The organism is Bacillus xiapuensis, assembly GCF_002797355.1.
In the GTDB taxonomy this organism is placed as follows: Bacteria; Bacillota; Bacilli; order Bacillales; family Domibacillaceae; genus Bacillus_CE; species Bacillus_CE xiapuensis.
In genome coordinates this window covers 278,034-304,172 of sequence record NZ_KZ454940.1, presented here as the reverse complement: position 1 = coordinate 304,172, position 26,139 = coordinate 278,034, and the positions used below count along the sequence as shown (strand labels likewise).

The window sequence follows — 26,139 nt, the reverse complement described above, 5'->3', positions numbered from 1 at the left end:
GAGGAGAACGAATGTCTACGAAAATTGTCATAATAGACGATCATCAATTATTTCGGGAAGGGGTCAAGCGAATTTTAGAGTTTGAAGATTCCTTCGAAGTAGTAGCGGAAGGAGACGACGGCAGCGAAGCGGTTCAACTGATTGAAAAACACCGTCCGGATGTCGTCCTAATGGATATCAATATGCCTGAAGTAAACGGAGTGGAGGCCACCCGCGGGCTCGTTGACCGATTCCCTGATACGAAGGTGATCATTTTAAGCATTCATGATGATGAGAATTATGTTACGCATGCGCTCAAGTCTGGAGCAATGGGCTATTTGCTGAAAGAAATGGATGCCGATGCTTTGATTGAAGCAGTAAATGTCGTCTCTGCCGGCGGTTCCTACTTGCATCCCCGCGTGACGCATAACTTGATTGAAGATTATCGCCGTTTAGCCAATGATGAGGGCAGCGGCAAAGGGTTCCAGCAAACGGAGGTGCGCCGCCCGCTTCACTTGCTGACGCGCCGCGAATGCGAGGTGCTTCAGCTGCTTGCGGATGGCAAAAGCAACAGAGGCATCGGCGAAGCGCTGTATATCAGTGAAAAAACGGTAAAGAACCACGTCAGCAACATCCTGCAAAAAATGAACGTGAATGACCGCACTCAAGCCGTCGTCACCGCCATTAAGAAGGGCTGGGTAGAGGTTCGGTAGCCGGGGTATCTGCCGAATAGGCAATGCGTTTCCTATTGGAGGCCGTCTCTTTCAGACGGTCTCCTTTTTTAATGATGGAAACGCTTCAGCTGCTTCGGCGTAGGGCAGTTGAGAAACGAATTCTGTTTAGCATACAATAAGGATACAGAAAGGACGTGGAAACAGATGAAGACGCATAAGCTCAGGTTCGCTTTGCTGGCCGGCCTTTTGCTTACCGGCTGCGGAGACAATGCAGACCAGCAGAAAGAGACTAAGCTGTCTGAGGAGTCTAAGGAGACGAAGGAGAGCGCGGCAAAGCAAACGGTGAGAAAGCCGATTGAAGAAGCGGCAAATCTTCCGCCTGAAGTGAAGAAGGAATTAATGGCCGCATTTCAAAAGCATGTGGCGGCATTTAACGCGAAGGATTTGGAGGCTTATATGAACACCATTTCCCCACAGACTAGGGATCTCGAGGAAGAGCGGCAGTTTGTGAAGAAGCGGTTTGAGGCTTTTGATATGAAGATGGAGCCGCAGCAGACGAAAATTATTAAATATGACGACAAAGCAAAAGAGGCCCATTTCTTTATCGTGATGAAATCCACAACGAAGGATGCATCGTCTGGACGGGCAGTCGAGAATCAGTCGCGGCAAATCATGCAATTTAAGAAAGAAAAGGATGGGTGGAAGCAAACAGCGCTATCCGCCATGCAATAAGAGCTGTCAGCAACTGCTCCCGCTAGGGCGGTTGTTTCTTTTTTTATCTCCTCTTTAGGAATGGACAATCAAACATTTTGCACCTAGTAAACTAGTATCCCCTGCCAAATGCGTCCCACCTTCATTTAATAGAAGTGTAAGGAGGTGAGATAAATGGGGAACAACTACTGCCACAAGCATCATAAAGATAAAGAGGATCACAAAAGAAGAGCAAGTTTCGCAGATTTTGAGTTTTACACTTTAACACCTAACGTTTCTGTTGACAACCGCTTTGAATTGCCAGTAAACACTGAAACAACCGTAGCATCCGTCACTGTAGAGCAAGTGAAAGCCGGCGATCTTGTGTGGCTTAATGGGGTATTTGGCTTAGATAACGATGATAACGACCCGCGGGAAATTGAAATGAGAGTTTACAAGGGAACACCGCCTGTCATCATTCCAGGCCAGGAAATTTATTTAGCCCGGATCGATATCGACGGAGAAAATGATGGCGACCAAATCGTCGCTCCTCTTGCTCACGTGGATGAAATCGCTGAAAATGACCGCAACGTCACATACACGGTCACAGTAAGGCCAGACGGCGACGAAGTATATTTAAACGGTCCGGTCACCTTGACAGCAGCATTAATTAAAAGGTAAGTCCGATCCTGAAAAAGGGGGTCAGGAAGCCGGTTTTAATTGGTTTTCTGGCCTCTTTTTCTAATGGGCGCCATGTCCTGATGCTTAAAGATCTTTCTCAGCTTTTAGTGATTTATCGTGCACACGGTGACTTTTCTTTTTTTCTATGAAAATGATGCAAAAGCGCCGGATTTCTTATAAAATAAAAAGAACATTAGCATTCAGTTAAATATATAAACAAGGCAGGTATCTTTATGAAAACGGCCATTATAACGGATAGTACGGCTTATCTTCCGAAGAAATTGCGCGATCAGTTCCATATACATATGATCCCATTAAGTGTGATTGTAGGAGAAGAGACATATCGGGAAGAGGTGGATCTGACCGCTGGCGAGTTTTATGAGGAAGTGCGCGCCGGAGAAAAGCTTCCGACTACGTCGCAGCCGCCGATCGGTCATTTTGTTCAGCTGTATGAACAGCTGGCGAAGGAATATGATGCGGTGGTTGGCATTTATCTTTCCAGCGGCATCAGCGGAACCTATCAGACCTCCATTCAGGCAGGTGAGATGGTAGAAGGCTTACGGGTGTATTCGTTCGACTCGGAAATCAGCTGCGGCCCTCAAGGATTTTATGCCTTGAGAGCCGCTGAGCTTGCGCAGCAAGGGCGGGATCCGGAAGAAATCATCGCTGAGCTGGAAATGATGAAGGCCTCCACTAGAGCTTACTTTATGGTGGACGACCTACAACACTTGAAGAGGGGCGGCCGCTTAAACGGGGCTCAGGCACTCATCGGCGGGCTGTTGCAGGTGAAGCCGCTGCTTCATTTTGCTGATAAGAAGATCGTGCCTTTTGAAAAAATCCGTACGAGTAAAAAAGCGTTAAAGCGCATTGTTGAGCTTTTCGAAGAAGATTATCAAAAAGGTGATCCGCTTTCTGTCGTGATCATTCATGCCAACCGCGAGGCCCATGTTCAGCAGTGGAAGGAGGAATTGCAGCAGCGTTTTCCGCAGGCTGAATTCAGCCTGGGCTATTTCGGTCCGGTCATCGGCACTCATCTGGGCGAAGGAGCGATCGGCATGGGCTGGATGAAGAAGCCTTGATAAAGTGCATCTTCAACCAGTGTTTTTTCCGCTTCCGCTGCTGTAAAGAAGTTCCATCCCAGCGTCCTGTTGCAGCGCCTTTTTCCCTGCGTCATGAAGGTCTGAATGAGTGGGGCGTTTTGGAGCCGAGTTCTCCCGCTCCATTTTTGAAGGGGGATTCTTGCGGCATCTTACATGCGGGATCAACAAGAGGCTGTTCTCCGATAAGGAAGCGGCTTCTTTCGTTTTTTGGCCAGTCACCGGCCCTCTCTCCTCTCTTGTCGAAAAATATAGAGCCCCGTGATTCTCCCATGCAATGACAGGACGAAGCGCTTGTATTAAACTAGGATGTGTAAGGCCTATAACGATGATAAGGAGCGGATGACATGAATTCTCCTCAAGCCCTCTTTCTTTCGGGGCGATCCCTGCTCGAAGAAGAAATCCCCTTTCCTCTTGATTCCCTCCCTTTAACATTTCACCAAGGTGTATTCAAAGAAAACGATAAGTACCGCTGCTTCCGGTGCGGCAATCAACACCCGGAGTTCTTTGCTTCTTTTCCGTGCGCGCGCTGCGGGCGCTGCTGCGCATATTGCCGCCATTGTCTTATGATGGGGCGCGTATCCGAATGTTCCAAGATCGTTCGCTGGGCGGGCCCTGAGCCGGAGCTGGAAGGCGATGGAACGCTGTGCTGGAACGGAAAGCTATCACAGGGGCAGCAAGCTGCTTCCGCGGCAGTAAGGAAAGCGATGGCACAGCAAGACGAGCTGCTCGTCTGGGCTGTATGCGGAGCCGGCAAAACTGAGGTGCTGTTTCAAGGGATAGCTGAAGCGCTGCAAAGAAAAGAGCGGGTCTGCATTGCCGCGCCGAGAACGGATGTCGTCTTGGAGCTGGCACCGCGGCTTGAACGCGTGTTTCCGGGATTGGATATTGCCGCATTGTACGGCGGCAGCCCCGATCGTCACAAATACAGTCCGCTCACCGTCTCCACGACCCATCAGCTGTTCCGTTTTCAGGAAGCGTTCGATGTCATGATAGTAGATGAAGTAGATGCCTTTCCTTATTCTTGCGATCAGCCGCTGCAATTCGCGGCGGAAAAAGCCCGCAAGCCCCGATCTTCCCTCATTTACCTAACCGCCACACCCACGCGCCGCTGGCAGGAAGAATGCCGTTCGGAGCGCAGAAAGCATGTGAAAATTCCCGCCCGTTTCCACCGTCATCCGCTACCAGTGCCGCAGATGGCATGGTGCGGCCGCTGGCCAAAAGCCCTGCAAAAAGGCAAGTTGCCCTCCAGAGTGGCTGATTGGCTCGCGATTCGGCTGGCGCAGAAAAAGCAAGCCCTGCTGTTTTTTCCTCATATTGATGAAATGCAGCAAGCGCTGCCGCTAATTCAAAGGCTGGAACCCCGCACTGCCTCCGTCCATGCGGAAGATCCGGACCGTCAGCAAAAGATCATGCGCATGCGCCAGCAGGAGCTGGTGCTGCTATTGACCACGACCATTTTGGAGCGGGGGGTTACGTTCCCCAATGCGGATGTCGCCGTCATCGGCGCAGAAGAGGATATTTTCACAGAAAGCGCGCTCGTACAAATTGCCGGGCGCGCCGGCCGAAGCGCCGATTTTCCGCATGGCGAGGTAACCTTCTTTCACTTTGGACGGACGAGAGCGATGACGCGGGCAATCGCCCATATCGAAATGATGAATAAGCAAGGGCGGGAAAGGGGACTGATTGACGGATGAAGCGCTGTTTGCTTTGCGGCCAAGAACAAGCCGCGCTGCTGAATTGGCGGCAGTTCTTCTTAGTGCAGGAGGCGGAAGAGCTTTGCGGGCGCTGCCTGTCAAGATTTCAGCCAATTGAAGGAGAGAGATGCCAGAAGTGTTCGCGCCCGCTGGAAAGTCTGGATGCAGCGCATGTGGAGGAAGGGTGCTGCTGCGATTGCTTGCGCTGGGAGCAGGACCCCGACTACCGCGGCGTGCTTTCCGGAAATCTTTCTCTGTTTACTTATAACGAGGCGATGCAGGCGTGGATCAGCCGTTTTAAATACCGCGGGGATTATGTGCTGGCGCGTTGTTTTTCGAAGGAGATCAAGCGGACCCTCCAGCAGCTGGAGTATGATGTGCTGACGGTGATCCCGCTGAGTGAAGAGCGGCTGAGGGAACGAGGATTCAATCAGGCGAAGGCATTAGCGGAGGAAGCGGGCCTTGGCGTGACGGATATCTTGCAGCGCATGCATGCTGAAAAGCAGGCCAAGAAATCCCGGGCCGAGCGGATGCAGAGGAAGCAAGTGTTTAGCCTGATCGAAAAAAAGGAGTGGAGCAATCAAACGATCGTGATAGTCGACGATATATATACTACAGGCTCCACGGTCAGGCAGGCGGCTAAATTGTTGAAGGGAGCGGGCGCAAAGGACATTTATTCCTTTACTCTATCCCGCGGTTAACTATAATAAAGGAAAGAATGTCTTGGGGAGGAAAGCGAAATGAATGAAATTACCAATTGTCCGCGCTGCGGTGAGCTGTATATGAGTAATGCCTTTCGCGATGTGTGTGCCAAATGTGCCAAAGAAGAAGAACAAATGTATGAGAAGGTCTATAAATTTTTGCGGCAGCGCGAAAACCGTGCTGCGACGATTGAACGTGTTGTGGAAGCGACGGGTGTGGAGGAGAAATTGCTTTACAAATGGATGAAGAAGGGCCGCCTTCATGCCGCCCAATTTCCGAATATGGGCTATCCGTGCGACCGCTGCGGAACGCTGATTACGAGAGGGACGATCTGCGCTAAATGCCGAGAAGAGATAAAAGAGGATATCAAGCGGGCGGAAAAAAATGAAGAATTTGAAAAGGCAAAACGGGAAAATGAGAGAATCACCACTTATTACGCGATGAATCAAGATACATCAAAGGAATAGCCTAAAGGCGGAAAACGCGCAAGTTGGCCGGCTTAATTGAGCCAAATAACCTAGAAAAAGAACTTAAACTTTTTGGCAAACGGTCGATATAAATGAAAAATAAGAAAACGGTCCGTAAGAAAGTGAGGGATATGCGTTGAAAATTCAAAAGACAGGCGTATCCGGAATGAATCCATATCAAAAGCAGCTTAACAAACAAGAGGAAGCGAAGAAAACTTCCGGAGCGCCAGCCGATAAGCTGGAAATCTCTTCAGCGGCCAAAGAAATGCAGGAAGCATCAAAGCTTTTACAGGAGCGCAGGGATAGGATTTCTGATTTGAAACAGGAAGTAGCCTCCGGACATTACAAGCCGAATCCGGAACAGATCGCCAAAGGACTTGTGAACTTTTTTACTAGAAAATAAACAGCGGCTTGCCGCAAAGAAAGCAGAGGGAGATCATGCCCGCACAAAAGCTAATCGAAACACTCGATAAGATGGTTCGCCTGCATGAAAGGCTCCTCCAGTTAGCGGAGAAGAAAACAGAAGTAATTAAGCTGAATGATATGAACGGACTCGATCAATTGCTCAAGGACGAGCAGAAGTATGTGGCGGCCATTCAGACGATGGAAAGCCAAAGGAAGCAGCAAGTGATGGAGCTGACGGGCCGAGGAGATGCGACGCTTTCTGACTGCATCCGCCAGGCTCCGGCAGACGAACAGGAACGTCTGCAGGAGCTGCAGCGCGGCCTGTTCCAGTATGTGACAGAGCTGAAGGAGCAAAATGAGCTCAACCAGCAGCTCGTGTATCAATCATTGCAGTTTGTCAATATGAGCATGGGACTCTTGCAGCCGCAGCCGGAGCGGGCTACCTACAGCCACCCGGCCAAACACCGAAGCCAGCAGCCGCACAAGCAATCCATGTTTGACTCACAAGTATAAACGATGAGGATCACCGCCGCGTGTTCCTTCAAAACAGAAACGGAGGCACATTCATGCGATCCACTTTTTTTGGATTAGAAACAGCAAAGCGCGCCATGTTCACACAGCAAAGCGCTTTATATACGACAGGCCACAATATCTCTAACGCCAATACGCCGGGATACACGCGCCAACGGGTTAACTTCCAGACGACTCTGCCCTATCCGGCGATCGGCATGAACCGTCCGGGCATTCCCGGGCAAATGGGAACTGGTGTCGAGGCGGGATCCGTGCAGCGGGTGAGAGATAATTTTATCGATATGCAGTTCCGCGGAGAGAATAATAAACTCGGATACTGGCAAGCCCGCGCCGAATCGCTGAGCAAAATGGAAGATATCATGAACGAACCAAGCAAAAACGGTCTTTCCGCGGTGATGGGAGAGTTCTGGCAGTCGCTTCAGGACTTAAGCGTTCATCCCGAGAACATCGGCGCCCGAGAAGTGGTGCTGGAGCGGGGAGAGGCCGTCATTGATACCTTTGAACATCTGCACAGCTCGCTTTCGACGGTCCAAAAGGACCTGGGCAATCAAATCAGCGTGAACATTAAGGAGATTAATTCCCTGCTTGATCAGATCAGTGATTTAAATCGGCAAATCGGGGAAATAGAGCCGCATGGCTATTTGCCGAATGACTTGTATGATCAGCGCGACCGCTTAGTCGATCAATTATCCCAGCATGTCAATATCCAAGTGGAAACGGTCGGGTCAGGCGGCCATGCGCTTGATATCGCCGAAGGCATCTATAATATCACCATGCTTGACGCCAATGGCCAGGAAGTGAAATTAATCACGGGTACGGATGTCCAGCAAATCAGCGTGCAGTCCGAAAAGCCGGCAATTGACAGCGACAGCAACGGTCTGCCGGATTTGCCGGACGGGGCGGTCACGGGTTTTAAAGTCGGCGATACAGCGCTGGACGTAAAGGATTTTACCCAAGGTAAGCTGAGATCAATGGCTGAAGCGTACGGCTACCAGGATGGATCAGAAGTGAAAGGTCTGTACCCTCGCATGCTGGATGATTTAGATAAGCTAGCCTATACGTTCGCGACGATGTTTAATAACCAGCATAAAGAGGGGTACGGGCTGAATCAGGATCAAAAGGGGAAAGAGTTTTTTGACGTAAGTGGACTGACAAAAGACAATTATAAAGACGCCGCGAAAATCATTGCAATACAGAAGGATCTTGATCCTGAGGATATTGCAGCCTCTCAAGTAGCTGCCGATTTATCCGTTCAGCCGATTAAATCCAATGGCGGAAACGGAAAGAACGCGATTGAGCTAGGTAAGATTTCCAGCAACTTGATAACCGCAGCTGACGGTGTGCCTGTTGAAGCTGGTTCGATCAAAACCTTTTTTGAAGGCGTGATCGGACGTCTCGGCGTCGAGGCCTTAAAGGCCAACCGGCTGGCAAGCGACACGAAGATATTGACCGCCTCTATTGAAACGAACCGCCAGTCCATCAGCTCGGTATCGCTGGATGAAGAAATGACGAATTTAATTAAATATCAGCATGCCTATAATGCCGCAGCCAGAAATATTACGGTCGTTGATGAAATGCTTGACAAAATTATTAATGGCATGGGCGTTGTAGGAAGATAATTCATAAAGGCAGGTGAAGGATTGTGCGCGTGACACAATCGATGTTATCCAATAACATGCTTTCTCGTCTCTCTAATAGTTATGAAAGACTGGGAAAGCTGGAAGAGCAAATCAATACGCAAAAGAAGATCACAAGGCCGTCAGATGATCCCGTTGTAGCCATGAAAGGCATGAGCTACCGCACCGCGGTTCTGGAAGTCGAGCAATATCAGCGCAATTTCGGAGAAGCGTATAACTGGGTGGAAAATACGGATTCCGCACTGGACAAAGCGACACAGGCTTTGCACCGTATTCGAGAATTGACCGTGCAAGCGAGCAACGACACCTATGAAGAAACACAGCGGCAGGGAATCAGTGAAGAGGTTAAGCAATTGAAGGAGCATTTGGCGCAAATCGCCAATACAAAATTTGGGGATAAATACCTATTTAACGGAACGGATACGATGTCGCCCCCTGTGGACATCAAGAAAAATCCGCCGACCGTTTCTCAAAACAGTCAGCCAGTGTTGATTGAGCTGGCAAAAGGTGTAGAAATTCCAGTGAATGCCAATCCACAAAAGACTTTTAGCCAAGACTTATTTACAGATGTGAATGATCTGATCACGAAATTAGATAGCGGGGCAACAGGCAAGGAGCTGAATGGCTTTCTAACGGAATTAGATAACCATATCGATGCCATGACCTATGAACGCGCAAGCATGGGCGCCCGTCTCAATCGCATTGAGCTGATGGAAGACCGGATCAATCAGCAGGAGGTCATCGCCAAGCGCATCATGTCGGAAAATGAAGATATCGACATTGAGAAGGCGATTACCCAATTGAAAACGCAGGAAAGCATTCACCGCGCCTCTCTAGGTGTCGGCGCGCGCATCATTCAGCCTACGCTGATGGACTTTTTACGATAAGCTATTCCGTCTTGGGGATAGCTTTTCTTTAAAATGAGGTGACTACGTATGGAATTGGCTCAAATCCGCATGACATCGCAGCGGGCGCAAATCGCCCTGGATATTGAAAAGCCGGTGCAGTCGCTTCAGCAGCCGCCAGCCGAGCTCGATTTGCAGCAGCCGCCGGCTGAGCTGTCGATTGAAACGACGCCGTCGAAGTTAACGATTGATCAGACGAAAGCGCGGGAAGACATGGACTTGAAAAGCGTCAGAAAACGCATCGAAGAATTTGCCCAGCGCGGCTACCAGGATTGGATCGAGGGGCTGGCGCGCGTTTCCGCTGATGGCGATGAGCTGATGAGAATTGAAAACGGCGGCAATCCGATACCGGAGCAAGCGAGAAGAAACAGTGAAGGTCCGCCCTTGGAATTCAACATCGGTTTTATTCCATCGGCCGGCAGCGTGAAGATCCACTACCAGCCGGCCAGCGTGAACATCGATGTGCAAACCCGCGGCATCATCAACAATACGAGAGCGAATAAACCGATTCATGACTATCAGCCCGGGAAAGTGCATGTATCCATGAAGCAATATCCATCTGTCGACATTGACTTTGTAAATTTAAAATATAAAGGCATTCATTACGAGCAGGAAATTTAATCAAAGGAACGTGAAACGATGATCATTGATACAAAATACCACGGACAAATCAACATCAGCCAGAAGGACATTTGGACATTCCGCCAAGGCCTTCCCGGTTTTGCCGGCGAGAAGCAATTCACCCTGCTGGCTTTTCCGGACAACGGCGTGTTTTTCGTTCTGCAATCAACGAATACGCCTTCGCTCGGATTTATCGTGGCCAATCCTTTTTCCTTTTTTCCGGATTACGATATTCAATTAGAGGATAGCGCCGTTGCCGCTTTGCAATTAGAAAAAGCCGAACAAGCCGCCGTATACACAATACTTACTGTTCATGATCCGTTCGAGCAAACGACCGCCAATCTGCAGGCGCCGGTGATTGTCAACACCGCCAGCAATCAGGCGAAGCAAGTCATCTTAAATGACCGCCGCTATCAAACGCGCCACCCTCTTTTCCCAGCCGGCGCCGCAAAGGAGTGAGCCATCATGCTAGTGCTATCCAGAAAACAGGGAGAATCGATCCAAATCGGCGACGATATTGAAATCACCATCATCGGCACAAGCGGCGACCAAATCAAGGTCGGCATCAACGCGCCCAAGCATATTGACATTCACCGCAAAGAAGTTTACGTAGCCATCCAGCAAGAAAACCAAGCCGCTTCCGCCGCCGTACAGAATCTTTCCCATTTCATAGGCGAAAAATAAAGAGCTTTCTCCGCGAAGCTCTTTTTTTCAGCAAAAAAGATAAAAATATTTCTTCAAAACTATTAAACATTCCCTGCCCCGTCCGATAATAAACATGTAGCGGGGAGCTCAGGGCGGCCGACTTGAACTCCCCCTAAAAAAATCAGCGTTCACAAGGACGTGAACGATTCACTCAAGGAGGAAATCATATTATGAGAATCAACCATAATATCGCGGCGCTTAACACATACCGCCAGCTAAACAGTGCCAATGGCATGCAATCTAAATCAATGGAAAAATTATCTTCAGGTCTTCGCATTAACCGTGCAGGAGATGACGCTGCAGGTCTAGCGATCTCTGAAAAAATGCGCGGACAAATCCGCGGCTTAGATATGGCTGCTAAAAACGCGCAAGACGGTATTTCTTTAATCCAAACAGCTGAGGGCGCATTGAACGAAACACACTCTATTCTTCAGCGTATGCGTGAACTAGCAGTCCAATCTGCCAATGATACAAATACATCTACTGACCGTGACGAGCTTCAAAAAGAAGTTAGCGAGTTAATTTCAGAAATTGACCGTATTGCTGGCAATACAGAGTTCAACACTAAGAAATTATTAGACGGAACTCTTGATGGTTCAGGCGCTGTTAAATTCCATATTGGCGCGAATGAAGGACAAAACATGGAATTAACAATTGCTAATATGGGCGCAGGTGCTAGCGGTTTAGCCGTTAGCGGTGTGGACATCAAAACTCAATCTGGTGCCGATAAAGCGATTACTACAATTCAAGATGCAATTGATAAAGTGTCTGCTGAGCGTGCGAAGCTTGGTGCGAACCAAAACCGTTTAGAGCACACTATCAACAACTTAGGAACATCTTCTGAAAACCTAACAGCTGCGGAATCTCGTATCCGTGACGTTGACATGGCGAAAGAAATGATGAACCAAACGAAGAATTCGATCTTAGCGCAAGCATCTCAAGCAATGCTAGCTCAAGCTAATCAGCAACCACAAGGAGTTCTCCAACTTCTTCGTTAATAATTTTCAAAATCCGGTTTTCCATTTTTGGAAAACCGGATTTTTTTATTTCAGTATAAAGATTGAAAAAGGATGGAGGCTGTGATTATTCGGTGTGCTGTGGCAAGCAGACGGTCGTTCATCTTGGAGTGATACGATATGATGAGCTTGACTGGCGTCACATACAGATGCCAAGTTGGCTGGATCAAGCGTCATAAAGTTATGAAGGGGCCTAGTTAGAGAAAAAGAAATGATTCAGCTGACCTGATGTAAAGCCATGATAAAATTTTGCTTGAAGCAGGCTGAGTCTTTTTACTTTTTCTTTAGCAAAGAAATCGTCCGTCAGCCAAATGACTTATGGGGAATGTGGCTGTTTATTCCGCATGTAAGGAGCAAGGTTGGTTCGTCAACGAACAAATAGCGGGGAATGAAGAGCCCCGCTGATAGAAATATCTCTTTATGGTTTATATTTTACATAATAGTCTTGCAAGCGAATATGTTCCCAATTGTGGATATAGGCTCCTCCCTCAGTACAATTATAAAGATGCAAATGAGGGTGCTCTCTAGCAAACGTTTCAAACCATTTACGGTAGATGTTTAAATTTTTCGCTGTATATACTTCGCCAGTTTGATCATAGCTTAACACTTTTTGGGACGGTTTTAATTGTTTCATTTCTTTTTGAGCATGCGTTCTGTTTGCGTGGCTTTTGCCATCTGTAAACGCTAAATCTTGCCCGATTAACGCAATGCGTTCTCCGCCGAGTAAAACCATCAAATCGAGCAAAGCGGTTGCTACAGATCCGCCTGTTTGGATGGTAGGGTCCTTTCTAATGCCCGCCATTTTCTCCGCTTCTGCAAACCCTTCTTGCCAAAGAATGCGCCTAGGTCCTTTATGAAGCATTACGGTATCGTGATAGGCGGTGCATAAATAAAAGAGCGTCGTTTCCGGCAAACAAACATCCGTGAGCTGTTTATAAGTGCCTTTATTCGGATCAATAATGACAAAAAAGTCGGGTACAATATCATGTTGAATCAATGGTTTCACAGCTGTTCCCACCGCTCCAATAATAAAAGTGTTTTCATCTCGAATCTTTTTTAATAAAGGCAGCTGCTTATCAAGCGAAGGCCCCGCTGATACTAAAATCATCGGTCTTCCTTTGTATCTATTCACCAGTTCTCGAATCCCTTGATCGTTCAATTCTACATTTCTGTTAAAGTTTGATTGCATATTTTCCAGCTGATTGTTGATCGAACCATTTTGTAGCTTGATGTCATCCAGCAAAGCTTTTATATTTTGAAACTCAGTTGGAATGATGTCTATCCCATTTTTATGGATCAATAGATTAGTGGAGCTGACCGATGAGAAGATGGCTTTTCTTTCATCCGGTAACAGTTGGCTGAAGGACTTTACCGAAACGTTTTCCACGTCGGCAATCATCGGATAAAAAGAGCTGCGGGTAAACCAGTTGAAAAACGGCTCATTAAATTCAATGACAGTAATAGACTGCTCAGGCAACAGCTTGGCAAGCAATTGAATATGGTAGCCGGCACCTAGTCCAATGACAAGGACCTGCTGATTTTTCTTTATGCGTTCTACTGCATTTTTGCACCAAACTTCCGCTTCATGCAAGGGATTGTATTTGCTGTGAAAAGTCAGTGTTTTTCCGAGGTATTCCAGCTGGACCGTCGGAACAGTTCTCGTTTCTATTGTCTTGATCTGCATAGCTAAGTCTCCTTTGCCACTATTGTAATATAAAAGCCTTAGGGAATAAATAAGATTAGGACATTAGGCTATTTAAAAAAGCTGATTTATGTCGATATTAGGAGAAGAAAGTGATGATACAGAACTAATGTATGGGGGGAACACCTATGAAACTCCATTTTCAAGAACAAGTGATTGAGTTTGATAACGACACTTCTGTCGAGGAGATAATAGAGAAGATTAATGATTTATTAGGTGATCAATATTATTTTGATCATCTGGTGGTCAATCATGAGAAGATATTGGAAAGTCCCGAGGTGGTTTTGTCCAACCGTTTGCCTCACATTGAAACGATTGAAGTGATGGCGGTGCCAGCCAAAGAATTTATCAATGACTTGCTGCTGTCCGCAGAAGAATATACAGCGCGTGCTTTGCCGCATATTGCCGCATTAGCGGACCGATTTTACAATCATCCGGATCCTTCTTGTTGGCAAGAGTTAAATCAGTTATTTGAAGGAATTCAGTGGCTGCTGCTATCGGCAGAAACGATAGATCAATCTGTGGTCCGGCCAGCAAATTGGGAGAAGGTGCTGGCCTCCTTATCGGATCTAAAAGGAGAGTTAGGCAATCTGGAAGAAGCATTAGAAAATATCGATACTGTTCTTATTGCGGATATGCTGCAATATGAAATTGAGCCGGTATTTGAGACGATGGCTAAAGAAGTGAAAATGATGATTGATAGAGAAGGAATGCGCCATGATCTTAATTGATAATCGGAATTATTTGCGGCTGCAGGACCGTTCCTTGCTGCAAGCTTTATCCAAGCATGATGAAAAGACGGAGAACGTCTCAGTCGAGCCTTCGAAAAAAGGCTTGCCGACGTTAAAATTAACGGTCGGTGGCTATACACAATACATTCACAGTAAATATGATCCTGAAAAGGAAAGCGAGCGGCTGCAGCAGCAAAGAGATATACCCGAAAATGTCCGACACGTGCTGTTTTTTGGAGCAGGATTGGGCTACCATATTAAAGCTTTGCTGAAACAATACCCGGATATGAAATATTCGATTTACGAGCCGAACTTGGAAGTGCTGAACCAGTTTTTATCGCATCAAAGCTTACAAGAGCTATCCGTTCATCGATTACAAAAGATTTTTACATCCAGTAAAGAAGAAGACATTCAGTCAGTCATGCGAAAGCTTTATCAATGGGCAGGCAAGGATATATATATCTACACTCTTCCAGTATATGAAAAGCTCTATGCCAAAGAATATACAGCTGTGATGAAAACATTGAAGGAGCTGCTCAAAGATAAGAGGAGCAACTTAGCGGTCGGACTGTCTTTTCAAAAACGCTGGACGATCAACTCCATTAAAAACTTTCCTAAAGTATTACAAACGCCAAACATTTTGCATGATGTAGATAAGAGTGCGTTTGAAGGCAAACCGGCGATTATTGTTGCGGCTGGTCCGTCATTGTCTGAGGAGTTTGAAAACCTGAAGCATATTAAAGAAAATGGGTTAGCGTATATTTTTTCCGTTGGTTCAGCAATCAATGCGCTCATAGAGCATGGGATTTATCCGGATGCGGCCTGTACGTATGATCCGAAAGAAGCCAATCAGATCGCATTTCAAAGGTTAAAAGCAGACAATATTAACCAAATTCCTTTAGTATTTGGTAGTTCTGTAGGATTTGAAACATTAGAAAAATATCCAGGACCAATGCTGCATATGATTACAAGTCAAGATACAGTGGCACCTCACTTACTGGATATTTCTCAAAATATTGATATTGTCCTTGACGCGCCTTCTATAGCAGTCGTGACATTCCAACTGTTAAAGTTGCTGGGATGCCGTTCAATTATCTTAGCTGGACAAAATTTAGCGTATCAAAACAACCGCCGTTATTCAGATGGGATTCAGTATGAACATATAGCTAATGAATTAACACAAGAAGAAAAAGAAAAAAGCATATGTGTAAAAGATGTGTATGGCAATGATGTTCAGACCAATGATGGATTTAACCGAATGCGCAAACAGTTGGAATGGTATATTAGTCAATCACCTGAAATAGAAGTGATAAATACGACAAAGGGTGGAGCGCATATTGCGGGAACAAGCTTTCTTTCGTTAGCACAAGTGATGGAGAATCATCTTACTGAGAAAGGGATAGTATCAAATAATTGGCATTCAGTAAATAATCAATATAATAAAGATTACATAAAAAAGAAACTGCGAAAAATGAATTTAAATTATGAAAAATGTCAGCAGTTGATTGGGAGCACCACTCAAGAATTAAAAAAAATAGAATCAATGGTTGTACAGCATCAAGCTAACAGATTAGAATATGAATTTGCAAAATTTGATAAAGAGTTTGCGAAATTGAAGGCTAATCCATACTATCAGGCATTTATCGAGCCGATGATGCAAGTCCAAAATGAACAGCTTTCTGAGGAGAGCCAATTACTTCGTTACGAAAAGAATGCAATTAGAAAAGGAAACTTGGTCATTAAATTATTCAGTAGATTTTTGAAAGATATACAAGCTCACTTTGTGTTTGTCAAAGATTACTTTACAGAACTAAGGGAAGAACTTGAGAATCATTTTAAAGGAAATCAATGATTGTTCTCTTAATGAATTCGGATAAAATATTTGTGTTCTATAAGACCATAATACTTAAAAAAGGAATGGACCGTTCATGGGATATAAGGATTCTTTAGAAAGTTTTCAAACAATAGATTTAACTGAGATGAGACCCAAAGGTTTTTTAAGCACTATTTTAGATAGGCAGAAAAATAATGTTAGAACTATTGATAACAAACATGGTTGGAAGGAAAGAACTAAATGTCCTGTATGCAGTTCTTTAGAAAAAAAATTTGAATTTAAAAAATTCAATTTTAACTTATATCAATGTTTACTTTGCGGGACAGCTTTTTTTGATCGGGTTCCTATCCATACCAATGATATTTATTCAGCTCCGCATGCATTAAATGATGCTAGAAAGGGATATTTATCAAATAAAAATTATAGACAAATAAGATTTGCTGAGGAAAGAATTTCGTTAATAGAAAAGAATGTGAATAAAAAAATAGAAGACATTCGTTTGTTAGATGTTGGTTGCGGTACAGGGTGGTTTTTAGAAATTGCAAAGGAAAAGGGAGTAAAATGCCACGGATTGGAATTAGGTGAGGATTTAGCAAGTTTCACTTCGGAAAGGTTAAATATTCCTATCTGGAATCAACAATTAAGCGATTTACATACGGATGAGAAATTTGACGTTATTACTATGTTTGATTTAATAGAACATGTAGAAGATCCTTTGAATTTAGTGAATGCAGCAAAAAGTTTGCTAAACAAGGACGGTATTCTTGTTATTTTTACTCCTCATTATGATTCTGTTGCCATTCAAGTTATGAAAAGTGAATCCAATTTAATTATGCCGGCAGAACATCTATCTTATTTCACAGAGCAATCCATTTATCGCTTAGCAGAATTAACTGGTATGGAAGTAAGCTACTTTGCAACAAAAGGAATCGATTTGGGGGATTTAAAAAGTTATTACGAGTACAACCAGCAATTGAATTTATCTGAGACATGCGAAGCGCTCTATGATGTCTTGCAGCCTATTATAGATCAATCTAAATCAGGAAATCATTTGAGAGCAATCTTGAGAGTATAATAAAAAGTTATCTTTTATTAGGAATGTGAATGTCGCATTAAAAAGCCTTAATCATAATGAAGTGATTAAGGCTTTTTAAGCATAGGTATAATTAGTTTATTATTCCTTTTTGGATCAGTTTAAACCTTTCCAAATCCGAATAGGTATCAATATCTAAGTCAAACTTAGTATCCATAATGTATCCTAGTTTGTTGTCGTTAAGGCTAGTATGATGATTGAAGTTTGCATCGATTTTGTTTATGTATATCGCTCCATTAACTTTATAATAAGCATTAAATTCTTGCCGGCGAACCGTGCTGTTAACATTAAGGAGGTTATTTACTAAGCCATCTTCATTTAGAGTTCTAAACAAAATGGGATGCTCTTTCACAAGTGAAATACTCACTAAGCTGGATTGATGAGAGTTTATTATTTTTTGTATAGCTTCATCAATGTGCCAGAATTTACGTAAAGGCTGTGTTGGTTGAAGTACAACGACGTAGTCATATACTTTGCCTCTTTTTTTTTGCTCTTCAATAATGTGAATAATAGCATCAATCGTTTTCGATTGATCGTTGGCAAGTTCAGCAGGGCGAAGATAGGGTACCCCTGCTCCTAAATCTCTAGATATTTTTGCTATTTCTAAATCATCTGTCGATACAATTACTTCATCCAAATATCTAGATGATAAGGCTTCATCTATTGTATATTGAATTAATGGTTTATTATTAACGGTAAAGATATTCTTTCTGGGTATGCCTTTACTGCCGCCTCTTGCTGGAATGACGGCTAAAAATGTCTTTTCTTTATACATTTTGCTGCACCTACTTAATATGTATCGATAAATTTTTTTTGTATAGGTATTCTCCAAAAAACATCTTTTTTTAGCAGATTAATGAACTTTAAGTTGCTTGTTCCGTCCCCATAGGTAAAGTTCTTTTGTTTGTGATTGTTTATAGATTGAATAGCTGCTAATATTTCTTTTTGATCTTCCCTTATATTTATAATATGATGATTTTTATGCATGTCAAATCTTCCCTGCTGTCTATTGCCGATGTTGATAGAAGGGATGCCATATATACCCGTTTCTCGGATTCCTGCACTTGAATTTCCAATCATAAATTGACAATTTTTCAATAGAGTTAAAAAATATTCAAACCTCATTGATGGGAAAATTTTGAAATTAGGATGATTGGAAATATTCTCATATTCTTTGAGTATCGCAGCACTGCCTTCATCATTATTCGGAAATATAATAATATAATTTTTGTTGGAGTCAATTAATGAATTAATTATAATTTTAATTTTCTCTGATACTTCTTTTGATTCCGTTGTGACTGGATGATACATAAAAATAGCGTACTCATCGAATGGTATTTCATATCTCTTTTTTACCTCTTCAATAGTTGGAAGGTCATTTGATAACATAATATCAATATCTGGGGAACCGATTACATGAATGGCTTCTTCTCTTTCACCAAGCTGAATGACTCTTTTCTTTGCTTCTTCATTACTGACAAGGTGGATATGAGAAAACTTTGTGATTGCATGTCTGATGGATTCATCAATAGTTCCAGAGACTTCTCCTCCTTCAATATGAGCCACTCGAATGTTGTTAAATCCGCCGACAATTGCACCAGCTAACGCTTCAAGGCGATCACCATGAACAACAATTAAGTCAGGTTTTAGTTCATGAACATAATTACTTAAGCCTAAGATCGTATTACTTAATGTAATATCCATATGTGCTTGGCTTTTTTGGTTAATAAATTGATAGATATTGTTGAAACCATCTTTTTTTATTTCTTTCCAAGTTGAACCGTATTTTGACAGCATATGCATGCCTGTGACAAAAATATGTAATTCAAACTCATTATGCTTTTCTACTTCTTTCATCAGAGATTTAATTTTACCATAATCCGCTCTCGTACCAGTAAGAAATAATACCTTTTTCATATCATGTACCCCTTAAACGTCTTCAATATCATTCCAAGATAAATGTTCATCTGCTAAGATATCTTTTTTTATACGTTTTCCTATTAATTTTTCATAATGTTCAGCCTTTATTTCACCAATACCAGGGCGCTTAACCCAAATATTCTCTTTGGTTAGCGTATCCCCTGCTTTCAAATCAGCGGTTGTGACAACGGTAGCAAATGCAAAATCGATGGTTACTTGCTCTTCCTGTGTGGCTTCTTTTTTGCCACCACGCATTTTATAAATCTCTTTGCTTCCGTTGATAAGTTGCTTCAACTCATATGGATCCATCGAACAAATAATGTCGGGCCCTTTTCTTGTTTTGCTGTCGGTGAAATGTCTTTCTAAAACGGATGCTCCTATAGCCGCAGCGGCCAAACAAGCATTATTATTTAACGTATGATCCGATAAGCCAACTACAGCGTTGGGGAATTCTTTTTGTAATTCCTGCATTCCTCCTAGTCTTACTAGTTCCGGAGGAGTAGGGTAGATGTTTGTACAATGTAATAAAGCGTATTGAACTTGGTATTGTTCTAATATTTGAACCGTTTTTTTTATACTTTTTATATCATTCATACCAGTGGATACAATCATTGGCTTACCGAATGAAGCGATATGTTCAATCAATGGGTAGTTATTACATTCGCCAGATCCGATTTTATAGGCTGAGACGCCCATTCTTTCTAATCGATCAGCAGCAGCTCTTGAAAAGGGAGTGCTTAAAAAAATCATCCCTTTTGATTCAACATAAGTTTTAAGTGCTTGTTCATCTTCTTCATTTAATGCGCATCTTTCCATCACTTCATAAATAGAGACATCTGTATTTCCTGGTATTACCTTTTTGGCATGTTTACTCATTTCATCTTCTACTACGTGTGTTTGATGCTTGATTATTTCAGCACCAGCTTCATAAGCAGCATCCACCATCTCTTTTGCGACTAATAAACTTCCTTCGTGATTTATGCCAATTTCAGCAATAACAATAGGTTCATAATCTAGACCAATTTTTCTATTCTTTATTTGGATAAATGGATTTTTCATGTTATTCCTCCAACCTTTTATGCGTAACTCTTAATATTATTATCGGCAGAAAGTGTATAATATTTGGTGAAAATGAATAAAACGCTAAAAAGGAAGACTTTTTCTTGATAGAATAAAGTTAGCACAACTCTTTTAAAGAAAAGAGGTCTGTCCCCATGAATCAGTTTACAACAGGAATTGCCATCGAACTAGTCAAACAACAAGAACGCATTTGTTTCAAAAAGGTATCAAGACGACGTAAACGCTAGTCTAGTCGAAAAAATGTACGGGTATCATGATACCTCATAAACGAATTCAAATATAATGAATGCGGTTTCAAAAGTGGTAAAGCATTAAATCACCGCTCGCTACACTTGCGCTATGTCTGAGTGCATTATTTTAGATGCGACATGCATAGCGGTGCACTGTGATAGGGTGTCTAAAGCAGCTATATATATCGTTGTTGGGATTTGTGAAGATGGCTGCAAAGAAGTGTTTGCCTACATGGTGAAGACAATAGAATCAGATAATTACTGGAAATAGTTATTGGTAGAATTGAACAGGTGTGTCGTGGAAGAGGTCCTTCTGTTTTTTAAGCGCTTTAAAAGGCACGGCTAACGCAAGCTTTTACTGCGTTTCCAAAGGGGAATATCGGGTCTGTTTAGCCCGTGGGGCTAGCAAATATGATATATACAGTGCGTGTAAAAGATAGAGCGACAATTTGTGAGAAGTTCAAGAAAGTCCGCTAGATAGCGAGTTTAGTAGACGAGCAAAAAGCACTCGAATTCGATTGGATTGAATCAGGAACGAACAGTATGAGAAGAGCTATGTGAACCATTAGACGAGATAAAGAAGTTGGTAACTTATTTATACAAAAGTATAAACAGTCTTTAAAAACAGCGAAAACAATGGATTAGTGAAAGGGGTTCAAAAATGTCCAAGGATTATCAACTTAGTTGGCCTGCACATCCCAATTTATATCAAAATGAAAATGCAAGGGAGCTAACGATATATTTTTCTGAGCCAGATCAAGGGGTAAATAAAGAAACGGGCATGCTCTTATTAATTCCGGGCTTTGGAGGGAGCGCCCATTCAAATGTGTACAAGAAAATGCGTTCACTATTTGCGGATCAATATAATTTAATCACTATTCAATGTGATTACTTTGGCCAGCAATTTATGCAAGGCAGCGAATCAGTGAATATCCAGATTTCTGAAAAGGAACTGCGAGGGATCTTTACAGCAAGTGAAATCGAAAGAATCTATGCTGGCGGCTTTGATGCTAGCCAATTCATTACGATTGGAAGAAACTATGATCTTTCTATAAGAGTAAAAGAAAACTTGAAAGAGACATTAGACAACTTCAATGATATGGGGATTATGCAGGCGATAGATCACATCACAGCCATTCATTATGTGATGAAGATTCTAGAGGATAATGGATTGCTCTTTAATACGAAGAGGATTATACTATTCGGGCAATCCCATGGTGCCTATTTAAGCTATTTATGCAATGCATTAGCTCCTGATTTATTTTCTTTGCTGATTGATAATTCGTCTTGGTTATTTCCAAATTATTTAAAGTCTCCTCGCTATTTACTTACAAGGATCGGAAAAATGACTTTACAGATAGAATTTGATTATTTAGCTAGTAGATTGGATTATGATGAGGAATTTTTAGATTTATCTTTTCTTTATCAAACTTTTCATAACCGCTGCCATATTGAATGTTTTCATGGTACAACCGACCATTTGATTTCTCATGTGAGGAAACGAAAATTTTGTGAAAGTATCCATCATTGTTGGTATCATGAAATATCGGATCGGGATGTAGATGGCGAGGTATTTAAGTCAACGAATCATGGATTAGATGCTGATTTCTTAAAATTGTTTGACGCTGTCATCACTAATCATACATTTTCTAGCGGAGTTGAGAGAAGCGAACGGCCTGTGCGAATTCAAACATCTAAACGTGTATACAATGTAGATTATTCGGAGGGGCTGCCAGTTGTTAAAGTGGAATCTTAATGGTAAGAATGCTATTTGAATAGGCAGTAACTCAAAAAACAAATCAAGGTTTCCTTGAATTTGGTTTTTATTGTTTGCCTTCAATGGTTAGTCCCAAGCTTCTCAGTGTTCCAAAATAAATTAACGGACAATTCGGTTAATTTATTGGATTTAATTAGCATTCTGAAAAAAATGTCGAATTCACTCGAATAAATGAGGTATAATCATGCGTGTATAGTCATTGGTCAAAGGATCTAAATGACTATAAAAAAATAGAAGGGAGGAAATAGATGATCGTTCGGCACAATAGGATGGCGTTACAGTCATACCTTCAGCTCAATCAAGCAAAAAAACTGCAACACAAAACGCTGGAGAGGCTATCGTCCGGGCTGCGCATAAATCGTGCGGGGGATGATGCCGCAGGGCTGGCGATTTCTGAAAAAATGCGCGGACAGATCCGCGAGCTGTCTCAAGAACAGCGGAATATGCAAGATGGCATTTCCTTGCTGCAAACGGCTGAGGGCGGATTAAATGAAATTCATGCACTGCTTCAGCGCGGGCGGGAGCTAGCGGTACAGGCTGAAAATGATACCCTGGCTGAGAGTGACCGGAAAGCGATTAAAATGGAATGGGACGAGATCGTTGAGGAAGTGAACCGGATTGCGAACACCACTGAATTTAATACGATTAAGCTGTTAAATGTGACATCAGAAGCGGCCAGTGATCAACAAAAAGCGGCAGCAGAGGCGCTTCAAAAGTATTGGCTAACCAACAGTGAGAAGTTGATTTCCGGCCAATATGGGCTGCAGGCTGCAGCGGATGATGCCCCGCTTGACATTCAGTTTGTTCAAAACTCGGGGGACGGCCGTGTCGCTTGGGTGCAAGGCTCCTATTATCCGAGCGGCAGCGATGGCCGTTATTTTAATCAAAAGCTGGTGCTGGATATGAGCGACTTTTCCCCTGTGGAAATGCCCAATGGCGGAGGCTCATGGATCTCGAATGACCGGATTATTGCTCATGAAATGGTGCATGCGGTAATGGGAAGAACGATGAATTTTCGCGACTTGCCTACTTGGTTTAAAGAAGGAGCTGCGGAATTTATTGCGGGGGCGGATGAACGCTTGGCTAACGATTTAGCGGCAGCGGGAAATGACTTTAATGCCTTGAAGAAGAATATTGACGCCTGGAACAGCACAAGCGCTGATTATTCTGCTGGTTATGCTGCTGTCAAATACTTAAACGCGGAAATCGCAGGCGAGATGAGAGCTCTTTTCAACGAAATGAAATTAAGCAGCCTTGGCGGGAAGGAAAAAACATTGGACGAGGCGCTGAACGACTTAATTGGTATGGATACAGCCGGTTTTATCGCTGATTTTAAAGCTAACGCCACACTGGCTAATTCAGGCATTGTTCTGGGGGATGCGGATACTGGTGCAATCGGAGGAGGAGATGATTATTCTGTAATTCCAGATATAGAAAACGCAAACTTATCCAATCCATTGGAATCATTTTCAGAAAAATGGCAAAATTCATCTGATAACCAGATGAATAAGATGCGCATCGGTCCGTCTATAGAGATTGAGCTGGCGAATGCGACCAGTTCCTCTTTAGGCATTACGGCGGTTGATTTGTTAAACAAATCAACCGATAATCTTTCCATTTTGGATGGGGCCATTGCGGCTGCTTCCGCGCAGCGTTCAAGGCTGGGGGCTTATCAAAACCGGCTTGAAAGGGCGATCGCTGTATCGGCGATCACAGAAGAAAATATAACAGCAGCTGAATCGCGCATCCGCGAGGCGGATATGGCGAAAGAGATGATGGAGCAATTCAAGAAGTCCGTTTTGGCGCAAGCGGCGCAGGCGTTGCTTGCTCAAGCGAACAATCACCCGCAAAATGTGCTTCGGCTGTTGGCCTAAAAGATCAAAAGATCACACTCTAAAATAGGGCGCTTCCCTACACGGGAATGAAGCCCTTTTTCCATGTAAGGATGGGAGGGAATCAGCTGTACACTTCAAGGCATATGGGCAGAAATTGGGGAATGGCTGGAATTAAGAGAGTACATGTCTTCGGATGGGGCTGTCGTCATGATTGCGGCAGCCCCTCTGCTTGCAGGGAAGGCCGAAGAGCTCATTGATTATTGTCTGACCTCTTTCTTTAAGCGGCTATATCTTCTGATGACGCTGTTCGCGGTTCGGTTCATTTGTTCGCCAATTTCCGCGTAAGTCAGTCCTTTCTGCCGAAGCTCGATCAGTTTCTGATCTTCTTTCGTCGTCCAAGGCTTATAAGGCCTTTGCTTACACAGCTGGTGAAAGGTTTCTTTTCGCCTTTCTTGTGTGACCCAATCAGGCTCAGGGGGCAGGGCGTGCGGGGGAATTCGGGAGAAGACCACCTTTTCTTTATGACCCGACGCCCATTCCCAAAATGTACGCGGATCGATGAAATAAAATTGTTTTGATTTTCGCGTAACTTTCTTTTTGCACGGCAGCCCGTATTTCTTCATCCACCATTTAACCGTGTTGCGGTCCACCTGCAGGATTTTTGCCAGTTCACCAGCTGTAATCAAGCCTGTCTGTGACTTCGTATTAGAAAGCCCGATGCGGTGCATTTTAATGCGGACAGATTCAAAGGACCGCCCGAGCTTGTCAGCCATTTTGGCAAGGTTATGAAAGCCGACATTTTCCTTTAAATATTCTACTTCTTCTGTGTTCCACTCTTTTCGCAATTCCAAAATCACCTCATGTATAAATAAGTCTGAAAATTAAAAAAGCCGTTCTATACAGGATAGAACAGCCAAATTTTTCATAAACATGTGCTTAACTTGGTAGCCAGGCGATCATAGTTTTTTCAATAAAACCTTAGACCCTAGGCTTTGCGTCCTACCCTTTCAGGCAGTTTGCCTTTAACTTCCATATATACCTGTTATTTATTTGTTTTAATACCTTGTATTATCTTAAGATAAAGGAGCGTTTATTTCAATATGACTATAATAAATTGGGTAAATAGTAGTTAATTGTCAAAAATTTTTATCTTTTTTTTACATAAATGTGAGGATTATTCCTTGAAAAACCAAATCCTGCTGTTTGTGTAGGAGGAAATAATTAAAAATGCGTGAATAGAATCTCGTTGGCAGCGGAAATAGGCAGTTATTACCGCTGCCAGCCATTATATTTCACAATTAGAGGGACAAAGAAAAGCAGACGATTCTTTGATCAAGCGTTAATTTATTTCGTAAATAATTCTGTTAAATTCTCAATAACGTAATCTGGCTTAATCTTGATTTTATTTATGTCCGCTTTGCTGGAGGCGCCTGTTAAGACGAGGCACGTGCGGAACTGATTGGCCTTTCCCATTAAAATATCGGTCTCCAGGCGGTCACCGATAATCAGGCATCGCTCATTTGCGATGTTCAGCTGCTTGCTTACTTTTCTTGCGTAGTAGGATGAGGGCTTTCCGATAACCAGGTCAATTGGATGCCCGGCGGCTACTTCAATTGCTTTGGCGATCGCGAATGTATCCGCAATATATCCTTCAGAGACAGGACAGGACGGATCGGGATTGGTTACAATCAGCTTTGCTCCATTGCGCACAGCTCTCATCGCGCGGTTCAGCTTTTGATAGGAGAAGTCGCGGTCTAAGCCGACCAGCACATGGGTGGCCTCTAAAGGATTGGCTGTGACGTGCAAGGAATAATTGCTGAATTCTTGCAGGAGCGCCCTTTCGCCAACGATAAAAATTCTCGCATCTGCGCAGTTTTCTAAGAAGTAAGCAGCAGATAGGAAGGAAGCGGTGAGCACTTCTTCAAGCTGTGCGGCGACTCCTAAGGACGTAAGCAGTTTCTGGCACCCTTCCCTCGTCTGCGTTGGTGCATTGGTGATAAATAAAATGCTTTTTTGGTGCTGCCGTAATAAGCCTATTGTTTCTTTTACGCCCGGCAACAGCTGGTTCCCGACGTAAATCGTTCCGTCTAAATCAAAACAAAAGGCGTCAAAATCGCGAATGTTAATCAT

At 43.5% G+C, this 26,139-nt stretch carries 28 protein-coding genes and 1 riboswitch; of the genes, 21 read left to right on the top strand and 7 right to left on the bottom strand.

Annotation, left to right across the window (positions count from 1 at the left end; translation table 11 throughout):
- The first annotated feature begins 11 nt into the window (after positions 1 to 11).
- The 4 genes from CEF20_RS13170 (at position 12) to CEF20_RS13155 (ending at position 3,103) form a co-directional block, all read left to right on the top strand.
- Positions 12 to 692, top strand: a complete 681-nt coding sequence (locus tag CEF20_RS13170; protein ID WP_100332379.1) for a response regulator — start codon at positions 12 to 14, stop codon at positions 690 to 692.
- A gap of 165 nt (positions 693 to 857) precedes the next feature.
- Positions 858 to 1,385, top strand: a complete 528-nt coding sequence (locus CEF20_RS13165; RefSeq protein WP_100332378.1) for a YybH family protein — start codon at positions 858 to 860, stop codon at positions 1,383 to 1,385.
- Positions 1,386 to 1,538: 153 nt separating this feature from the next.
- Positions 1,539 to 2,024: a hypothetical protein gene (locus tag CEF20_RS13160; RefSeq protein ID WP_198508532.1), complete on the top strand. Its 486-nt coding sequence runs from the start codon at positions 1,539 to 1,541 to the stop codon at positions 2,022 to 2,024.
- A gap of 233 nt (positions 2,025 to 2,257) precedes the next feature.
- Positions 2,258 to 3,103, top strand: coding sequence for a DegV family protein (locus tag CEF20_RS13155; RefSeq protein ID WP_100332377.1), 846 nt, complete (start codon positions 2,258 to 2,260; stop codon positions 3,101 to 3,103).
- A gap of 12 nt (positions 3,104 to 3,115) precedes the next feature.
- On the opposite strand, the gene CEF20_RS17130 is transcribed toward CEF20_RS13155, so the two are convergent.
- Positions 3,116 to 3,556 (bottom strand): hypothetical protein, encoded by a 441-nt coding sequence (locus CEF20_RS17130; RefSeq protein ID WP_232713592.1) that lies wholly within the window; start codon positions 3,554 to 3,556, stop codon positions 3,116 to 3,118.
- 131 nt (positions 3,557 to 3,687) lie between these two features.
- Here CEF20_RS17130 and CEF20_RS13145 point away from each other — a divergent pair, with 131 nt between their 5' ends.
- The 11 genes from CEF20_RS13145 to hag all read left to right on the top strand — a co-directional run bounded on the left by CEF20_RS13145 (position 3,688) and on the right by hag (position 11,789).
- Positions 3,688 to 4,818 (top strand): ATP-dependent helicase ComFA, encoded by a 1,131-nt coding sequence (locus tag CEF20_RS13145; RefSeq protein ID WP_332849203.1) that lies wholly within the window; start codon positions 3,688 to 3,690, stop codon positions 4,816 to 4,818.
- On the top strand, positions 4,815 to 5,519 hold the full coding sequence (locus CEF20_RS13140) for a ComF family protein (RefSeq protein WP_100332374.1): 705 nt from the start codon (positions 4,815 to 4,817) through the stop codon (positions 5,517 to 5,519). Before CEF20_RS13145 ends, CEF20_RS13140 begins: the two co-directional genes overlap by 4 nt.
- Before the next feature lie 39 nt (positions 5,520 to 5,558).
- Entirely contained in the window at positions 5,559 to 5,987 is a 429-nt protein-coding gene (locus CEF20_RS13135) for a TIGR03826 family flagellar region protein (RefSeq protein ID WP_100332373.1), read from the top strand.
- A 136-nt stretch (positions 5,988 to 6,123) separates the two neighbouring features.
- Entirely contained in the window at positions 6,124 to 6,390 is a 267-nt protein-coding gene (flgM, locus tag CEF20_RS13130; RefSeq protein ID WP_100332372.1) for a flagellar biosynthesis anti-sigma factor FlgM, read from the top strand.
- Between the two features lie 35 nt (positions 6,391 to 6,425).
- Complete coding sequence (locus CEF20_RS13125; protein WP_100332371.1) at positions 6,426 to 6,905, top strand: flagellar protein FlgN; 480 nt, start codon at positions 6,426 to 6,428, stop codon at positions 6,903 to 6,905.
- A gap of 53 nt (positions 6,906 to 6,958) precedes the next feature.
- Complete coding sequence (flgK, locus tag CEF20_RS13120) at positions 6,959 to 8,542, top strand: flagellar hook-associated protein FlgK (protein ID WP_100332370.1); 1,584 nt, start codon at positions 6,959 to 6,961, stop codon at positions 8,540 to 8,542.
- Positions 8,543 to 8,565: 23 nt separating this feature from the next.
- Entirely contained in the window at positions 8,566 to 9,447 is an 882-nt protein-coding gene (flgL, locus tag CEF20_RS13115; protein WP_100332369.1) for a flagellar hook-associated protein FlgL, read from the top strand.
- A 48-nt stretch (positions 9,448 to 9,495) separates the two neighbouring features.
- On the top strand, positions 9,496 to 10,086 hold the full coding sequence (locus tag CEF20_RS13110; RefSeq protein ID WP_100332368.1) for a DUF6470 family protein: 591 nt from the start codon (positions 9,496 to 9,498) through the stop codon (positions 10,084 to 10,086).
- An 18-nt stretch (positions 10,087 to 10,104) separates the two neighbouring features.
- A complete protein-coding gene (gene fliW / locus CEF20_RS13105) occupies positions 10,105 to 10,545 on the top strand; it encodes a flagellar assembly protein FliW (protein ID WP_100332367.1) in 441 nt (146 codons plus the stop codon).
- A 6-nt stretch (positions 10,546 to 10,551) separates the two neighbouring features.
- Positions 10,552 to 10,770, top strand: coding sequence for a carbon storage regulator CsrA (gene csrA, locus CEF20_RS13100; protein WP_100332366.1), 219 nt, complete (start codon positions 10,552 to 10,554; stop codon positions 10,768 to 10,770).
- Between the two features lie 191 nt (positions 10,771 to 10,961).
- Positions 10,962 to 11,789: a flagellin Hag gene (gene hag / locus CEF20_RS13095; RefSeq protein WP_100332365.1), complete on the top strand. Its 828-nt coding sequence runs from the start codon at positions 10,962 to 10,964 to the stop codon at positions 11,787 to 11,789.
- Between the two features lie 436 nt (positions 11,790 to 12,225).
- Here the strand turns inward: hag and CEF20_RS13090 are convergent, their stop codons facing one another.
- Entirely contained in the window at positions 12,226 to 13,491 is a 1,266-nt protein-coding gene (locus CEF20_RS13090) for a motility associated factor glycosyltransferase family protein (protein ID WP_100332364.1), read from the bottom strand.
- 146 nt (positions 13,492 to 13,637) lie between these two features.
- Between CEF20_RS13090 and CEF20_RS13085 the strand changes: the two genes are divergently transcribed.
- The 3 genes from CEF20_RS13085 to CEF20_RS13075 all read left to right on the top strand — a co-directional run bounded on the left by CEF20_RS13085 (position 13,638) and on the right by CEF20_RS13075 (position 17,149).
- Entirely contained in the window at positions 13,638 to 14,240 is a 603-nt protein-coding gene (locus tag CEF20_RS13085; RefSeq protein WP_100332363.1) for a hypothetical protein, read from the top strand.
- Positions 14,227 to 16,092 (top strand): motility associated factor glycosyltransferase family protein, encoded by a 1,866-nt coding sequence (locus CEF20_RS13080; protein WP_100332362.1) that lies wholly within the window; start codon positions 14,227 to 14,229, stop codon positions 16,090 to 16,092. The genes CEF20_RS13085 and CEF20_RS13080 overlap by 14 nt, the downstream gene beginning before the upstream one ends.
- 76 nt (positions 16,093 to 16,168) lie before the next feature.
- Positions 16,169 to 17,149, top strand: a complete 981-nt coding sequence (locus CEF20_RS13075) for a class I SAM-dependent methyltransferase (RefSeq protein ID WP_100332361.1) — start codon at positions 16,169 to 16,171, stop codon at positions 17,147 to 17,149.
- 91 nt (positions 17,150 to 17,240) lie between these two features.
- On the opposite strand, the gene CEF20_RS13070 is transcribed toward CEF20_RS13075, so the two are convergent.
- The 3 genes from CEF20_RS13070 to neuB are packed head-to-tail and all read right to left on the bottom strand — an operon-like array spanning position 17,241 to position 20,146.
- The gene (locus tag CEF20_RS13070; protein ID WP_100332360.1) at positions 17,241 to 17,942 is read right to left on the bottom strand and encodes an acylneuraminate cytidylyltransferase family protein; all 702 of its coding nucleotides are present in this window, start codon (positions 17,940 to 17,942) and stop codon (positions 17,241 to 17,243) included.
- Between the two features lie 14 nt (positions 17,943 to 17,956).
- A complete protein-coding gene (gene neuC, locus CEF20_RS13065) occupies positions 17,957 to 19,084 on the bottom strand; it encodes a UDP-N-acetylglucosamine 2-epimerase (protein WP_100332359.1) in 1,128 nt (375 codons plus the stop codon).
- A 12-nt stretch (positions 19,085 to 19,096) separates the two neighbouring features.
- Positions 19,097 to 20,146: an N-acetylneuraminate synthase gene (neuB, locus tag CEF20_RS13060; protein WP_100332358.1), complete on the bottom strand. Its 1,050-nt coding sequence runs from the start codon at positions 20,144 to 20,146 to the stop codon at positions 19,097 to 19,099.
- Between the two features lie 360 nt (positions 20,147 to 20,506).
- Here neuB and CEF20_RS17535 point away from each other — a divergent pair, with 360 nt between their 5' ends.
- The 3 genes from CEF20_RS17535 (at position 20,507) to CEF20_RS13050 (ending at position 24,048) form a co-directional block, all read left to right on the top strand.
- Positions 20,507 to 20,668, top strand: coding sequence for a transposase (locus CEF20_RS17535; RefSeq protein WP_408607817.1), 162 nt, complete (start codon positions 20,507 to 20,509; stop codon positions 20,666 to 20,668).
- A 390-nt stretch (positions 20,669 to 21,058) separates the two neighbouring features.
- A complete protein-coding gene (locus CEF20_RS13055) occupies positions 21,059 to 22,153 on the top strand; it encodes a DUF2920 family protein (RefSeq protein WP_100332357.1) in 1,095 nt (364 codons plus the stop codon).
- 269 nt (positions 22,154 to 22,422) lie between these two features.
- Complete coding sequence (locus tag CEF20_RS13050; RefSeq protein ID WP_157796281.1) at positions 22,423 to 24,048, top strand: flagellinolysin; 1,626 nt, start codon at positions 22,423 to 22,425, stop codon at positions 24,046 to 24,048.
- A 218-nt stretch (positions 24,049 to 24,266) separates the two neighbouring features.
- Here the strand turns inward: CEF20_RS13050 and CEF20_RS13045 are convergent, their stop codons facing one another.
- Both CEF20_RS13045 and CEF20_RS13040 read right to left on the bottom strand, forming a co-directional pair.
- Positions 24,267 to 24,860: a Myb-like DNA-binding domain-containing protein gene (locus CEF20_RS13045; RefSeq protein ID WP_100332356.1), complete on the bottom strand. Its 594-nt coding sequence runs from the start codon at positions 24,858 to 24,860 to the stop codon at positions 24,267 to 24,269.
- Positions 24,861 to 24,949: 89 nt separating this feature from the next.
- A riboswitch (cyclic di-GMP riboswitch) is annotated at positions 24,950 to 25,040 on the bottom strand.
- Between the two features lie 313 nt (positions 25,041 to 25,353).
- Positions 25,354 to 26,139: an HAD-IIA family hydrolase gene (locus CEF20_RS13040; RefSeq protein ID WP_100332355.1), complete on the bottom strand. Its 786-nt coding sequence runs from the start codon at positions 26,137 to 26,139 to the stop codon at positions 25,354 to 25,356.